Annotated in this window: 14 protein-coding genes; 6 read left to right on the top strand and 8 right to left on the bottom strand. The window is 43.2% G+C overall.

Translation table 11 applies throughout. From position 1 onward, the window contains the following. Nucleotides 1-9: 9 nt before the first annotated feature. Nucleotides 10-438 carry a ribonuclease E inhibitor RraB gene (gene rraB / locus ABLA76_RS12840; RefSeq protein WP_348988208.1) on the top strand — a complete coding sequence of 143 codons (429 nt, stop codon included), beginning with the start codon at nucleotides 10-12 and terminating at the stop codon, nucleotides 436-438. A gap of 342 nt (nucleotides 439-780) precedes the next feature. Here the strand turns inward: rraB and ABLA76_RS12845 are convergent, their stop codons facing one another. The 5 genes from ABLA76_RS12845 to ABLA76_RS12865 form a co-directional block, all read right to left on the bottom strand. After that, complete coding sequence (locus ABLA76_RS12845; protein WP_348988209.1) at nucleotides 781-1755, bottom strand: methyltransferase; 975 nt, start codon at nucleotides 1753-1755, stop codon at nucleotides 781-783. A gap of 432 nt (nucleotides 1756-2187) precedes the next feature. Then, nucleotides 2188-2961 (bottom strand): amino acid ABC transporter substrate-binding protein, encoded by a 774-nt coding sequence (locus ABLA76_RS12850; protein WP_348988210.1) that lies wholly within the window; start codon nucleotides 2959-2961, stop codon nucleotides 2188-2190. 38 nt (nucleotides 2962-2999) lie between these two features. Further along, nucleotides 3000-3764 (bottom strand): amino acid ABC transporter ATP-binding protein, encoded by a 765-nt coding sequence (locus tag ABLA76_RS12855; RefSeq protein ID WP_348988211.1) that lies wholly within the window; start codon nucleotides 3762-3764, stop codon nucleotides 3000-3002. Further along, complete coding sequence (locus tag ABLA76_RS12860; RefSeq protein WP_047769572.1) at nucleotides 3742-4449, bottom strand: amino acid ABC transporter permease; 708 nt, start codon at nucleotides 4447-4449, stop codon at nucleotides 3742-3744. Before ABLA76_RS12860 ends, ABLA76_RS12855 begins: the two co-directional genes overlap by 23 nt. Nucleotides 4450-4612: 163 nt before the next feature. Further along, on the bottom strand, nucleotides 4613-5380 hold the full coding sequence (locus ABLA76_RS12865) for an amino acid ABC transporter substrate-binding protein (protein ID WP_348988212.1): 768 nt from the start codon (nucleotides 5378-5380) through the stop codon (nucleotides 4613-4615). A gap of 248 nt (nucleotides 5381-5628) precedes the next feature. Between ABLA76_RS12865 and ABLA76_RS12870 the strand changes: the two genes are divergently transcribed. The 5 genes from ABLA76_RS12870 to ABLA76_RS12890 all read left to right on the top strand — a co-directional run bounded on the left by ABLA76_RS12870 (nucleotide 5629) and on the right by ABLA76_RS12890 (nucleotide 10272). After that, nucleotides 5629-6309: an AzlC family ABC transporter permease gene (locus ABLA76_RS12870; protein WP_348988213.1), complete on the top strand. Its 681-nt coding sequence runs from the start codon at nucleotides 5629-5631 to the stop codon at nucleotides 6307-6309. Beyond that, nucleotides 6306-6635, top strand: a complete 330-nt coding sequence (locus tag ABLA76_RS12875) for an AzlD domain-containing protein (protein WP_348988214.1) — start codon at nucleotides 6306-6308, stop codon at nucleotides 6633-6635. The genes ABLA76_RS12870 and ABLA76_RS12875 overlap by 4 nt, the downstream gene beginning before the upstream one ends. Before the next feature lie 442 nt (nucleotides 6636-7077). Then, nucleotides 7078-8256: an MFS transporter gene (locus tag ABLA76_RS12880; protein ID WP_348988215.1), complete on the top strand. Its 1179-nt coding sequence runs from the start codon at nucleotides 7078-7080 to the stop codon at nucleotides 8254-8256. A 723-nt stretch (nucleotides 8257-8979) separates the two neighbouring features. Then, a complete protein-coding gene (locus ABLA76_RS12885) occupies nucleotides 8980-9882 on the top strand; it encodes a hypothetical protein (RefSeq protein ID WP_348988216.1) in 903 nt (300 codons plus the stop codon). Nucleotides 9883-9957: 75 nt separating this feature from the next. Next, the gene (locus ABLA76_RS12890; protein WP_348988217.1) at nucleotides 9958-10272 is read left to right on the top strand and encodes a hypothetical protein; all 315 of its coding nucleotides are present in this window, start codon (nucleotides 9958-9960) and stop codon (nucleotides 10270-10272) included. An 85-nt stretch (nucleotides 10273-10357) separates the two neighbouring features. Here ABLA76_RS12890 and ABLA76_RS12895 read toward each other — a convergent pair whose 3' ends face one another. The 3 genes from ABLA76_RS12895 to pepA all read right to left on the bottom strand — a co-directional run bounded on the left by ABLA76_RS12895 (nucleotide 10358) and on the right by pepA (nucleotide 15351). Then, nucleotides 10358-13255: a valine--tRNA ligase gene (locus ABLA76_RS12895; RefSeq protein ID WP_348988218.1), complete on the bottom strand. Its 2898-nt coding sequence runs from the start codon at nucleotides 13253-13255 to the stop codon at nucleotides 10358-10360. 13 nt (nucleotides 13256-13268) lie between these two features. After that, the gene (locus ABLA76_RS12900; protein ID WP_348988219.1) at nucleotides 13269-13763 is read right to left on the bottom strand and encodes a DNA polymerase III subunit chi; all 495 of its coding nucleotides are present in this window, start codon (nucleotides 13761-13763) and stop codon (nucleotides 13269-13271) included. Nucleotides 13764-13842: 79 nt separating this feature from the next. Continuing rightward, the gene (gene pepA / locus ABLA76_RS12905; RefSeq protein WP_285808736.1) at nucleotides 13843-15351 is read right to left on the bottom strand and encodes a leucyl aminopeptidase; all 1509 of its coding nucleotides are present in this window, start codon (nucleotides 15349-15351) and stop codon (nucleotides 13843-13845) included. Between the last annotated feature and the right edge of the window lie 47 nt (nucleotides 15352-15398).

Raw genomic sequence — 15398 nt, forward strand, 5'->3', positions numbered from 1 at the left:
GGGATTGGCATGGCAGACCCACATGCTTTAGAAGAACAGTGCGAAGAAACTCGTTTGATCATCGAAGAATTATTGGAAGATGGCAGTGATCCTGATGCACTCTATATTATTGAACACCATTTTTCGGCAGAAAACTTCGATCAACTGGAAAAAGCAGCCCTTGAAGCATTCAGGTTAGGCTATGAAGTCACGGATGCGGAAGAGCTGGAAACCGAAGAGGGTGTCGTTTTGATGTGTTGTGATGTGATCAGTGAAAGTCGTTTAGAGGCTGAATTGATCAACGTACAGGTTGTGCAACTCATCGATCTGGCAGAAAAGATCGGTGTCTATTACGACGGTTGGGGGACGTATTTTGAAGATCCTAACGCGCCTGATGATGAAGATGATGGTGATCTCTTTCCCCCTGAAGACGATGAACCCGAACCCAGACTCCATTAAGATCGATTGAAGATAACGTCGAAAAAGATAGCGTTAAACCCAAATGCCCCACTTAAACCGTGGGGCTGATTTATGGGCGTTATAGTGTTTTTATCATTTCATATAAGGCAATGGCGGCTTTCAGGTTTTCTGTCGTTTCCAGATAGCGCATTTAAAGCCTTGCTCTGTGCCAAACTCAAGAGATTGCTTCACGATTTGTCGGGCAATCCCTGCATTTTTCGAATACGTGCCCCAAATTCTGATGAAAAGGGCGTTTTTTTATTTATCATCCCAGTGTTGAATTAATCTTTTGCGACAGGCAATGAGTTTAATTTCTTATCCAACATTCAGGTTATTGAGAATTTATTTTTTCATTTCAATAATGTATTGGCTTCCTCCCGTCAGGGAAAAATTCAGGTTGTAGGTATTGGTGATAGAGAGTCCAGCCTGTTTTGCTATAACTTCAAATTCTGATTGATACCGTTCTTTACCTGATAAAAGGATATCCATATGTAAATCAAATGACTCTGCCTCTGCATCATTTTGATCTTTAAGCATATCGATAACATATAAAACGGAATCTTCACCCATTGCTTGCTGGCAATTCTTGAGAATATCAATAGCTTGATTATCTGGCCAATTGTGCAAAACATTTTTTATGCAATAAGCATCATACCCTGATGGAATAGTGGAAAAGAAATTGCCATTGATGAAAGTAACCTCTTCTGATTCTTGCTTAGCAAAATCATACTGATCCATAACGTGGCATTGGATATGTGGATAATGCATTTTTATATTTTTGGCTAAAGCGCCTGAGCCTCCCCCTATATCAAGGAGTGCAGAAATGCCATTTAGAGGGATATGTTCAATAATATATTTATTCATTGTACCGGTAATTTTTGTCATTAAATCATCAAAAGTTGTTTTGAGGAATTTATTATTTTCATGATGTAAATAGTCAAAAAATTTTGCATGATGGCTAAGTTCAAAAGCAGGTTGGTTGTTTATGTTACTTAAGGATGTACTGTATTGTGACCAGGCGTTCCAGCAGGTTGGGCTTAATTCAAATTTGATATGTAATGTTTCAAGGCTGTCTGGATCGGAGAGTGATGAACATTGCTCAGTAAGGTAAAATTTATCCTCTTTTTTTGTTAATACATTAAGTGATAGCATATAATTTAATAGCCGATGGAATCTATCCTGAGAAACGCTGCATAGTTGAGCCAGTTGCTCCACCGTTTTGCCATCTAGGGGGCTTAAATATAGTGGCGCTTTGCTTTCTACAAAAGCAAACAGTGCGTTAGATTTACGATAAGCCGTGATCATTTCCGATATCATTATTTATTTTCCTTATTCAAACTTTGTATAGTAGACTCTTTTTTGGTGTAACTATTTGAATGAAAATATATTATTTTTAACTCGTTTATAGAATATTTATACTCGATAAACTTCAAACTTCAAACTTCAAACTTCAAACTGCAATCCGCAAGACAACGCGAGGCCTTATATTTCCCCGCTGCGCGGGAAAATATAACATGCATCTTGAAGTTGGATTGGTATATAAATTTCCTTTGTGAATGTTTTTAGTTTTAGTGAGAATAGGTTGAATCATAGAATTTTATAGCGTTTAGTTAAATGCTTTCAGTATGTTTAAATATATTAATGGTTTTTAATAAAAATGATGATGGTTTGTGAAGAGGGAGTTTTGTTTTTTAATATAAAAAAGGCGACCTAATAAAAATGCCGCCATCTATTTAGGAAAATAAAACTTTATTTGGAAATATCCACGCCAAAGTATTTCTCAGAGATACGGGCATACGTACCGTCATCCTTTATCTCTTGCAGGGCCTTATTCACTGCTTCCAGTAACTCAGCATCCCCTTTACGCAGCAAGACAGCTGATTTGCTCGCATCGGTTTGCTGGGCGACAATTTTTACCGGCGCATTAGGGCGCTGTTTTTTGAAATCCAAAAATGACAGACGATCATTGAGTGTGGCATCAGCGCGTCCGGTAGCGACCAGATCAATAGCCTGATTAAAACCATCTGTACTGACCAGACTCGCGCCGTAAGTGGTTGCCAGTTGCCCGTAATTGCTGGTCAATGATTGGGCTGAACGTTTGTTTTTAATATCCGCGAAGGTTTTAATATCACCGTTATCGTTACGGGTGATCAACACAACCTGAGACGTCGTGTAAGGAAGAGAAAAACTGTATTTCGCTGTCCGCTCCGGGGTAACGCCGACCTGATTGATAACCGCATCAAAACGTTTAGCATCCAATCCAGCAATCAAACCATCCCATTTGACTTCCATAAATTCAGGTTTGACGTTCAAACGTCGGGCGATTTCCCGCGCGATATCGACGTCAAAGCCGGTTAATTGATTGCTGGTATCGTGGTAGGTAAAAGGAGGATAAGTGCCTTCCGTGCCGATTTTAAAGACGCCAGCGGCTTTGATGGCATCAAAATCTTTGCCGGCATAGCCAGGGGCTGAAATAGCAAGAGCAGTCGCACTCGCCAGTAATAAATTCAAAATTTTTTTCATCGCGTTTCTCCGAATAAATAATGTACCGTGACTGCTCGCTATATTTCCCAATCCGGTAAGGTTTCTGTCAGGGTTGAGATAAATTCGACTGTTCGCACCTTGCTGGGGTGGGTGAAAATAGTTTTTGCCGTGCCCGATTCGATAATTTCACCCGATTCCAGAAATACGACATTATGGGCAAGGTTGGCCGCCAGACGCAGATCGTGCGTTGCCATTAACATGGTAGTGCCTTCTCCGGCGAGTTGTTTCAAAACTGAGACGACTTCTTTGGATAACTCAGGATCAAGCGCCGATGTCGGTTCATCGCATAGCAGCACCTTGGGGGAAGGTGCCATTGCTCTGGCGATTGCCACACGTTGCTGCTGACCGCCCGACAGTGTGGCGGGCCAAACATCCGCCTTGTGGGATAAGCCGACTTTATCCAGCAACGCCAGCGCCCGTTCTCTGGCGCGTTCACGGGACCATTTCTGGACCCAAATCAGCCCTTCCATAATGTTCTCAATCACCGTCAGATGCGGAAAAAGCTGAAAGTTCTGGAATACCATGCCGGTTTGCCGGTTAAAACGCTGGATTTCCCGATGTGGCAGTCGTTCCTTACCGGTAAAGGTAATCTGTTCTTTGCCGATTTCCAGCTTGCCAGCCTGTGGGATCTCCAACAGATTAATGCAACGCAGTAAAGTACTTTTGCCGCTACCGGAAGGGCCAATCAGTGCCGTCAGGCTGCCTTCTTTAATGGTCAGGCTAATCTTTTTCAGCACCTTCTGTCCGTCGAAACTTTTTTCAATGTTGGTAAGCTGAATCATCTTTGCCTTCCTTATTTTTACGGCTGTTTTGCTGAGTGAATTTCTTTTCTAACCGGACTTGCAGTGCTGATAACACCGAACTTAAAAGGAGGTAGAGAATGGCGGCTTCGGTATACAGGATCAGCGGCTGGTAGGTGACGGCGGCGATGCGCTGTGCCGCCAGAAACATTTCTGGCACGGTAATGACGGAAGCCAGCGAAGTGTCTTTTACCAGTGAAATAAAGGTATTGGATAAGGGCGGAATTGAAACCCGTGCCGCTTGTGGCAGGACAATCCGGCGCAGCGATTGCCACCAACTCATGCCGATAGAGTGAGAGGCTTCCCATTGCCCTTTGGGAACAGAAGTCAGTGCGGCACGGATCACTTCTGAGGTATAGGCCCCCACATTCAGGGTAAAGCCGATAACGGCGGAGGTGAACGCTTCCAACGTAATCCCTACGCTGGGCAGGGCGTAGAAGATCAGGAATAGCTGTACCAGCAGAGGCGTACCACGAATCAACCAGACGTAAAACCGAACGACAGCCACCAGTGGCTTAGGGCCATACAACCTGATGAGCGCAACGAAAAACCCCAATGAGATCCCCAGTACGAATGTTATCAGTGTGAGGGGAATCGTGAATGTCAGGCCGGCGTAAATCATCGGCCATAGGGAATCCAACGCTAAATTGAGCCATGATGGGTTCATAAAACCTTCCTGATAGAGATTAAAAATATATTTATTTTTTATAGGGTTGTTTTAATGATGATATGGCAAGAAAAGATGAACGTTATATACAATAAAGTTCTAGCTTAGAACCTAAGATTTTTTTTAAAAGCCTATTCCGTTAGGCTCCTATTTTCATGATTGGTTAGTCGCTTTCAGCGAAATATTTATCCCAAATGCGTTGATAAGTCCCATCCGCTTTTATCTCAGTAATCGCTTTATCTATTGCAGCTTTTAATTCAGTATCATTTTTACGCAATAGCACGGCGGTTTGTGCTGCCTGGGTATCTGCGGCAACAATTTTTACCGGTGCATCCGGGCGATGTTTTTTGTAATCGAGGTAAGAAAGTTTATCGTTAATTGTCGCATCTGCGCGGCCTGTGCTCACCAGTTCTATTTCCTGATTAAAACCATTAGTGCCGATAATGTCAGCACCATAATGTCTGGCGATTTGGGCAAAGTTATTCGTCAGGGTATGCGCCGATTTTTTCCCTTTTAAATCGCTGAACGTCTTAATATCGTTGTTATCTTTGCGGGTAATCAGTACGGCTTTTGAGATAACATAGGGCAGGGAGAAACGATATTTCTTCTCGCGCTCCGGTGTAATGGCAATCTGGTTCATCACAGCATCGAAACGTCCGGCATCCAGTCCACCAATCAAACCATCCCATTTACTTTCAATAAATTCAGGTTTCATTTTCATGTGTAATGCAATTTCGCGGCCGATTTCCACATCAAACCCGGTCAGTTTCCCAGAAGCATCATGATAACTGAATGGAGAATAGGCACCTTCGGTTCCGATCCTGAATATCCCCGTGGATTGAATGTTATCAAGGGTAGATTGTGCATAGGCAAGTGAGGTGACACCTAACTGGATAATACCCGCTAATAATATATTGAGTATGGCTTTCATGTTATTTCTCCGAGAGGGAATTATTGTTTTTTTAAATTATTTCCACTATAGCGGTAATATCATCAGCCTTATATATAAAATAAAGTTATATCATATCCTGATGTCATGGATAATAAACTGGGTCTATCTTGGTTTTCTATTGATTATTATTTAATGATATTTATCATGAAATAGATTAACTTCTCCGTTACCCTAAATATAATGCTAACTATAGGTGCCAGGTGTTAAATTCGCTCTTTAGGAAAGGCATGGTTGATTCTTTGCCTGTTTGTATCTCATTTTTCTTTATTTTTACCTCGATTGGTGCGCTTTATCAGAGTCATGGTATTCCATTAATGGAAACGTTGGTTGGCTCATTGTTGATATACGCTGCACCGTTACAAGTGGCGGCGGTAGGTTATCTGGCTGATGGGACGATACTTTCTGTTATCGCTCTGGCATTGCTGATCAACTTCCGTTTTTTCTTGATGGCGATGGTAATGTCACCATATTTTCGTGGTGTGCCTAAACAACATGTTTTGTTGTCAATGTTGGGATTTAGCGCCAGCACTTATACGGTGACGCATGCACATCTCTCTGCGGAAAATATCACAGATGGGAAATCCCAATTTCATTTTTATCTCGGCGTTGCTGTACCCTGTTTTGTGATGACCTTATGTGCCACTTTGTTGGGGTACATTTCGGCAGAATATCTGGATTATGGTTCCCTTTCTCTGTTTCTCATGATGTTGGTTCCCATCCATTTTGCTTCCCTGACAGCCAGGCGTTCAGGCAAGGACATGTCTGTCCTAGCGACAGTGACAGGAGGGATTTGCGCACCATTATTAAATGAAGTGGATATGAAACTCATCGATCTTGCCGTTCCCGTTTTATGTGGGATAGCGATTGCGTTTATTGAGCGGAAAATCAGACAGGATAAAAGATCATGATGTTGTTGATCATATTAATGGGGTTAATCAGTTTTATATTAAGGGCCGCGCCTTTTTTGATGAATAAGCATAGCGAGTCAAAAGGAAAAGGTTTGCTAATTACCTCACTGGATTATGCCATTTGTTTTATTCTGGGGACGATTATCGTTAATATTTCATTGGATAATTTATCCCTAAGTGAATTAATTGACCAGTTTAATATTAAATATGTATTTGCATTGATGACGGTGGTATTGGCGTATTTTATCAGTAAATATACGCACTCAATATTAAAGAGTTTGGGGTTTTCTCTGTTGTTTTTTATGTTGATGCAGTGGTTGTGGTGAAGAAACGGTCTATAAATCCAGACGGCTGCAATAGACGTATTTCCGTGATGGAAGTCAGGGCAGTTTCCTGCCCTGTAGGTCACATAGGTATCTACACATTTATTGAAATCATTTTCAGCATCCATTCAACTTCTCTATCGCCGGGCTTAACCTCCGATAACGTGGTGCTTTGCAGAGCACTTGCCTTGGGACAGATTGGCATGTTCGCTTTTGAAATAAGACCTGCCGCTTACCACTTTAAGTGGACATGGCATGGCAAAATGTAGCACTATTGAAAATAGTTAATTATTTTAATGGGATAAATTTGTAAAAAAAATTTAACGTGCGCTTAAAAAAGCCAAATCTAGCAAAATAGTAATTAACACATGAGCTAATAAAAGTGTAATTTTTGTCTACTTTCACATAAAACACCACGAAAAATCCAAATCTCGGAGGCGGTTATATGCAAAATAAGAATTCTATGCTCTTACTCGTTTTATCTATTGCAGTTTTTAGTGTTATTACTACCGAAGTGGCTGTAATTGGATTGCTTCCACAATTAGAATCACAACTTCATGTTACGCCTACTCAGGTTGGTTTTCTTGTAAGTATCTATGCTATTATTGTAGCCATAACAGGTCCATTTGTTACTCTAATGCTATCGAGGTATAATAAAAAATATACTCTACTTATTATTCTCTTCATATTTGTTATTTCTAACCTTATATATGCCACGACGGATAATTTTAATGTGATGCTTTTCTTTAGAATACTTCCAGCACTGGTGCATGCTGTTTTCTTTGCAGTCGCACTTGTGGTTGCTGCCAACTCAGTATCTAAAGAAAAAAGCCCAGGAGCGGTAGCAAAAGTTTTTGCAGGTGTTGCTGTGGGATTGGTATTAGGTGTACCAATGAGTTCGCTCATCGCAGAGCATTTGTCATTAAGTGCTGCATTTTACTTTGGGGCAGTGTCCTGCGTATTAGCTTTCATCGGTATTATGTTTTTTGTTCCTTCTTTTCCCTCTACAAAAAAAATTGTTTTTTCTAGCCAATTAGCAGTGTTAAGAAAGGGAAAACTGTGGTTGACGATTTTTACGGTGATACTGATTTTCTCGGCGATGTTTTCAAACTTCAGTTATATCGCAGATTACCTTTCTAAAATTACACACCTCAATAATAATCTTATTAGCGCAATTTTAATTTTATTTGGTGTGAGTGGATTCTTGGGAAATTTTGTCTTTAGTCATTTTTTACAAAAAAGCGTTGTAAAAACAACCCATGCATACCCTATTTTATTAAGCCTTCTATATGTCTTTATCTGGTATTTAGGGTTTTCACCAATGGCCATATTTGTGTTGACTATTTTTTGGGGAGCGCTACATTCTGCTGGGCTTGTTATCAGCCAGACTTGGTTGATGCGGGAAGCCAGTGAAGCTCCAGAATTCGCCAACAGTTTATATATTTCTTTTTCTAACTTAGGTATAACAATTGGTGCTGTCACTGGAGGATGGGTTGTATCACATTCAGGAATACATACAGTTGTTCTCAGTAGTATTGTTTTTACATTTATGGCATTTTTAAGCATTTATATTAAAAATAAGGTCGATAATAATGACAAAAAACTTATCAAAAAAACAACATAATTCGATACTGATTTTTTGAAAAAATCTATTTTTTATCCATTATTTTGTTTTCCCAAGTTCCGTTCATTAGACGGAGCTTGTTGTCATGTTATGAGCGGGACGAGATCATATGGTTGCTATTGCTCTGGTGTTTGCATTGATAACGGTGGTGTAGACTTATTTTATCAGTCAATACACGAACTCAATATTAAATAATTTAGTGTTTTCTCTGCTGTTTTTTATGTTGATGCAGTGGTTATTTAATTAAAAAAACAAATTACAAAAAAACACTGCTCACTAAATTGCAGTGGCTTAATCAAGGTATTCATTTCTAAGTTGGTAATATTTAGTGACAGTTTATTCTTTTTAAGGCCATAAAAATGACAGGATTTCGCATCACCGTGAAACCTAATGCCGTTATGTTATAAATCAATTCTTTTTGTGGTTCAATCGTATATCAATGGTTGATTATTTGTTTTGTTTTTGTATATGTTGTTGGCGCTATACTCCAGGAGTCATCGCAAGTTTCGGCATGACATCTAATTTAAAAAATAAGGATATATCATGAGCAAATTACAACGTGAAATAGCAGAAAACAAAGCGCAAAGAACTCGTCGATAGTCTGCTGGATACAGCTTAAGGAACTCAAATGCCAGCGCTTCGATTTCCTCATACCTGATGATCAGCACGCTGATAGCATTGACGTCGAGGATATACCCAAAAATAAAAAAGTGAGCTACAACAATGATGAAATTTAATTATTGGTTAGCAATGTTTGCATTTTTTTCTTTTACTCTCTTTTCAGAGGGTTCGGTTGCGAATATAAAAAATTCTGTAACATTAAAACTGAACTTTGATGAATATTCTGTTCCTCATACAACATTTATAATTGATGGGCAGCCAGTATATGCAATGGTTGATGCCGGCTCTTCTATGGGTTTTCACCTTTACAACTCTCAGATAAATAAAATAAAAGGACTCAAAAAAGAAAGTACTTATCACAGTACAGATTTAACCGGAAAAATCCAGAGAAATATAAATTATCTTGCTCATTCTCTGAATGTAAATAATATGAGGTTTAAAGATGTGATCGTGACTCCATTTAAGCAATGGGGGTATAATAAAGGAAAATTACCAAATACACCTGTTGTAGGTCTCGGCGCTTTTAAAGATAAACAAATAACACTGGATTATATCTCTAATACATTAACTATAGCAGATAGTTTTACTGGTAAAAAGAAGAAGGCTCCAAAAGGTTTTACACAATTTCCTTTTCAAATATCCTCTGAAGGAATGGTTTTTTATGTCGAACAATCCGGCCATGAATACCATATGATTCTGGATACGGGTGCCACAGTATCTATAATATGGCGTGAAAGACTTAAGTCTTACAAACCTATAAGCTGTCTCTCAGTTAATCCGGAAATAGATAACAAAGGATGTGAAGCTACAGTGCTCACAATGAAATCAATAACTGGAAAACCGGAACAGTTTAGTTCAGTTATTGTTGATGGACATTTTCAACATATGGGGAAAATTGATGGCATTATAGGAAACAGCTTCCTTAGAAACCGAAAAATCATTATAGATTTTAAAAATAAGAAGGTTTTTGTTTCTGATGAGCACAGAAAAGAACCCTGTACCTGATTTTGTGTCATCGGCATCGTCCATTTTTTCGAGGCCGCCTGAATTGCCCACCAGACCACTTTTTTCACAGATCTCATGGAACAAGGTGCAATAACAACAGGCATTCTATTTGCCTTTATGCTTTACGCTGATATGTTCCTTACCCGTTCTATCAAGGTGGTAAATTCGCTTTTTAACTTTCATCTTATATCAATACATTCGGATCGTCTCACAGACATTGCAACCGCAGAGACAGAAAGCGCTTGGTATCCGCAAAACTTAGTATCTCTTGATAGTGTGGCGGGTCGGATAACACTACATAGTCTCGCCTATCGTTACGGAGAAGCTGAACCATTCATTTTTAACGACATCAATATGGAGTTCAATGCTGGCGAGAACGTAGCGATCTGACTAAAATTAAAAAATAGATGACGGAAAAAAGCCACTGCAAACTAAATTGCAGTGGCTTATATGAAAAAATTTCAACTAAGAAAAATTACAGGGCAGCGATAGTCTCTTTCTGCGCCAGTAACTTCTCTTTTGCGGCATTGTTGGTCGCCAGACGTTCGCGCTCCTTGGCAACAACGGCTTCCGGTGCACGGCTGACAAAGCCTTCGTTAGCCAGTTTGCCTTCAATGCTGCTAATCTCTTTATCCAGCTTCTCGATTTCTTTATCCAGGCGTGCCAGCTCTGCATCTTTATTAATCAAACCGGCCATTGGGATCAGCACTTCCGCCCCATTGATCAGTTTGGTGACAGAAACAGGTGCTGCTTCTCCGGCCGCCAATACGGTAACAGAAGAGAGACGCCCCATTGCCTGAAGGAAATTGAGGTTTTCAGCGACACGGCGTTGTGCATCATCATTCGCATCACGCAGCAGAACTTCCAGCGGCTTGCTTGGCGCGATGTTCATTTCTGCACGAATGTTACGCACCGCAATGATCGCTTCCTTGATCCACTCCAGATCGTTCAATGCCAACTCATCGGCTTTCGCCTGATCGAATTCAGGGAACGGTTGCAGCATGATGGTATCCGCATCTATACCCTTGACGACTTTCACCCGCTGCCAGATGGTTTCAGTGATAAATGGAATGATGGGGTGTGCCAGACGCAGTAAACCTTCCAAAACTTCAATCAGGGTATGGCGAGCCGCACGGACTTCGGCTTCTGTCCCTTTGTTGATTGCCGGTTTAGACAGCTCCAGATACCAGTCACAGAATTGGTTCCAGGTGAATTCGTAAAGAATGTTAGCGGCGATGTCGAAACGGTGAGTATCCAGCGCTTCACGATAGGCTTTAATGGTCTGGTTGAACTCTGCCAGGATCCAGCGATCAGCCAGTGACAGCGACATTTCACCACCGTTCTGGCCACAATCCTGTCGCTCTGTGTTCATCAGGACAAAACGGCTGGCGTTCCACAGTTTGTTACAGAAGTTGCGATAGCCTTGCAGGCGCTTCATGTCCCAGTTGATATCACGACCGGTAGAAGCCAGTGCCGCCAGCGTGAAACGCAGGGCGTCAGTACCGTGGGCTTCAATGCCTTCCGGGAACTGTTTTTCGGTGCGCTTGCGGATTTTCTCGGCCATTTGTGGCTGCATCATATTGCCGGTACGTTTTTCCAGCAGATTTTCCAGCGGAATACCGTCGATCATATCCAGAGGGTCGATCACGTTCCCTTTGGATTTTGACATTTTTTGGCCTTCTTCATCGCGGATCAGGCCAGTCATGTAGACCGTCTTGAATGGCACTTGTGGCTTGCCGTTTTCATCTTTGATGAAGTGCATGGTCAGCATGATCATGCGCGCAATCCAGAAAAAGATAATATCGAAGCCACTGACCAGCACATCAGTCGGATGGAAGGTTTTCAATGCTTCGGTCTGCTCAGGCCAGCCGAGGGTGGAAAATGTCCACAGGCCAGAGGAGAACCAGGTATCCAGTACGTCTTCGTCTTGGGTCAGGATGATATCGGTGCCCAGATTGTTCTCGCGGCGAACTTCTTCTTCATTGCGACCAACATAAACGTTGCCTTGTGCGTCATACCACGCCGGAATACGGTGGCCCCACCACAATTGACGGGAGATGCACCAATCCTGAATATCACGCATCCACGAGTAGTACATGTTTTCGTACTGTTTGGGTACGAACTGGATATCACCATTTTCAACCGCTTCAATCGCCACTTTTGCCAATGGTGCCGTACGAACATACCATTGGTCGGTCAGCATTGGCTCGATAACCACGCCGCCACGGTCGCCGTAAGGGACAGTCAGGTCATGAGGTTTGATCTCAACCAGCAGGCCCTGTTTTTCGAATTCTGCCACCACCGCTTTACGGGCAGCGAAACGCTCCATGCCACGGTATTCGGCAGGAATGTCGGTCGGGTAGAGATCGGAAACTTCGCCGTTGCTGTCGAACACTTCTGCGGCTTCACGAATATTGCCGTCGAAGGTCAGGATGTTGATCATTGGCAGGCTGTGGCGCTTACCGACTTCATAGTCATTGAAATCGTGGGCTGGAGTGATTTTCACGCAGCCGGTGCCTTTTTCCATATCCGCGTGCTCGTCGCCAACAACAGGAATACGGCGGTTCACCAGTGGCAGGAGGATCTCTTTGCCGATCAGATCCTGATAGCGCGGATCTTCCGGGTTCACGGCAACACCGGTATCTCCCAGCATGGTTTCTGGACGGGTTGTGGCAACGATCAGATAGTCTTTGCCTTCTGCGGTCTTAACGCCGTCAGCCAGCGGATAGCGCAGGTGCCACATGGAACCTTTTACTTCACGGTTTTCGACTTCCAGATCAGAAATCGCCGTGCGCAATTTCGGGTCCCAGTTAACCAGACGTTTGCCACGGTAAATCAGATCGTCCTGATACAGGCGTACGAAGGCTTCTTTCACTGCTTTGGACAAACCTTCATCCATAGTGAAGCGCTCACGTTCCCAATCAACGGAGTTACCCATACGGCGCATCTGGTTGGAGATATTGCCACCCGATTCTGCTTTCCACTGCCAAATTTTGTCGATAAAAGCTTCACGACCATAATCGTGGCGGGTTTTGCCTTCTTCTGCCGCGATCTTACGCTCAACAACCATTTGGGTCGCGATACCCGCGTGGTCAGTTCCGGCTTGCCACAGGGTATTTTTACCCTGCATACGTTGGTAACGCACCATAGTATCCATGATAGTCTGCTGGAAGGCGTGTCCCATATGCAGGCTGCCGGTGACGTTTGGGGGGGGAATGACGATGCAGAAACTTTCGCGGCTGGTATCGCCATTCGGTTTGAAGTAACCACTCTGTTCCCAGTGGTTGTAAAGGGGTTGCTCTATCTCTGTCGGGTTGTATGTTTTATCGAGAGATGGCTCAGATTGCGTTTGAGTAGCGGGTGTCTTTTCCATTGTGTCTTGATATTCAATAGGTTGGCGGGGTTGCCATGGTCAAATTAAAGCCGACGCTACGATAAGATTTATATCGTTCGCGCGCTAACTGTTTCAGATTTTCATCAATAGGAACGAAGTCTATCACTTCATGGAAAGCTGTGGCAAAGTCTGCAAAATGAGGAAGCAGTGTCACTAATACATCGCGGGGTACATTGCCTCTTTTTTGCGGCCAGCATAACTCCACGGGTGCGCCGTATCGAGGGCCTTCGCCGGCAAGATTGTGTGGTACAAATTGATTCGGCTCCCGTTGCCATAATGCTTCGTCCAATTTTTCGGCCTGTTGCTGGCTTTCACAAGCAATCAGAACCCGCTTCCCTGCACGCCATTGATCAGCAGCAAACTGACATGCCAGCCATTCATGTGGCTGTAGTTCCTCCGACGAGGATTGTTCCGATAACCGCTTTTCCGGTGACAGCTTTTCTAATAATGGCAGCTTTTCTAATAAATAGAAGGTGGCGTTTTTCATAGTTTCTTGGTTGCAAGGTTACTGAAACAGTATGGGTATTGCAGTTGCAATACCCTAATTCCATTAAGCGGTGGGAGCATTAATCATCAGAATTCAAACCTGAACGATTTAACAGGAATTGTGACAGGAGTGCAACCGGACGACCTGTTGCTCCTTTCGCTTTACCTGAACGCCATGCTGTACCCGCAATATCCAGATGTGCCCAGTGATATTTGGCGGTAAAGCGGGACAGGAAAGCGCCTGCGGTAATTGCACCACCAGAGCGCCCACACGCGTTGACCATATCCGCAAAGTTGGATTCTAACTGTTCGGTATATTCATCCGCTAACGGCAGACGCCATGCACGATCTCCTGCCTGCTCTGAGGCATTCAGCAGTTCATGCGCCAAGGGATTATGGTTAGACAACAGGCCGGTGTAGTGACCGCCCAGCGCGACAACACAAGCGCCGGTCAAGGTGGCGACATCAATGACTGATTCCGGCTCAAAACGCTCAACATAAGTCAACGCATCACACAGTACCAGACGGCCTTCCGCATCCGTGTTTGTCACTTCAACAGTCTGACCGGACAGGGTAGTCAGAATATCTCCAGGGCGATAGGCGCGTCCACCAGGCATATTTTCACAGCCTGCCAGAACACCGATGACATTGATTGGCAATTGCAGTTCGGCAACAACGCGCATGGCGCCATAGACGGAAGCTGCACCGCACATATCATATTTCATCTCATCCATGCCTTCGGCAGGTTTGATCGAGATACCGCCGGAATCAAACGTCAGCCCTTTGCCCACCAATACGATCGGTTTCGCATTGGCGTCTGCGCTGCCTTTATATTCCATAACGGCCATCAAGGATTCATTCTGCGAACCCTGACCAACCGCCAGATAAGAATTCATACCCAGCTCTTTCATCTGCTCTTCACCAATGACTTTGGTGGTCAGATTGGTCACATTGTCAGCAAGCTGACGCGCCTGTGATGCCAAATACGCCGCATTACAGATATTGGGTGGCATATTAGCGAGATCTTTTGCCGCTTTGATACCTGATGCAATGGCAAGACCGTGCTGAATGGCGCGTTCACCGCTGGTCAATTCACGGCGGGTCGGCACATTGAACACCATTTTACGCAGCGGGCGGCGCAATTCATTTTTGCTGCTCTTGAGTTGATCAAAAACATACAGTGACTCTTTGGCGGTTTCGACCGCCTGACGGACTTTCCAGTAATTATTGCGCGCCTTCACGTGCAGTTCTGTCAAGAAACAAACCGCTTCCATTGAACCGGTTTCATTGAGGGTACTGATTGTTTTCTGGATAATTTGCTTATACTGGCGTTCATCCAGCTCACGCTCTTTTCCACATCCAACCAGCAAAATACGCTCAGACAGTACATTCGGAACATGATGCAGCAACAAGGTTTGACCTACCTTGCCTTCAAGTTCACCACGGCGCAATAACGCACTGATATAGCCGTTACTTATTTTGTCAAGCTGCTCTGCGATAGGGGAAAGACGGCGGGGTTCAAACACGCCGACAATAATACAGGCACTGCGCTGTTTCTCCGGGCTACCGCTCTTTACACTAAACTCCATGCGTTCTCCTGAATCTTAAAGACAAAGACGGATACAATCGCTAAAAT

The sequence above is a fragment of the Xenorhabdus sp. SGI240 genome, from assembly GCF_040081915.1.
GTDB lineage: Bacteria > Pseudomonadota > Gammaproteobacteria > Enterobacterales > Enterobacteriaceae > Xenorhabdus > Xenorhabdus bakwenae.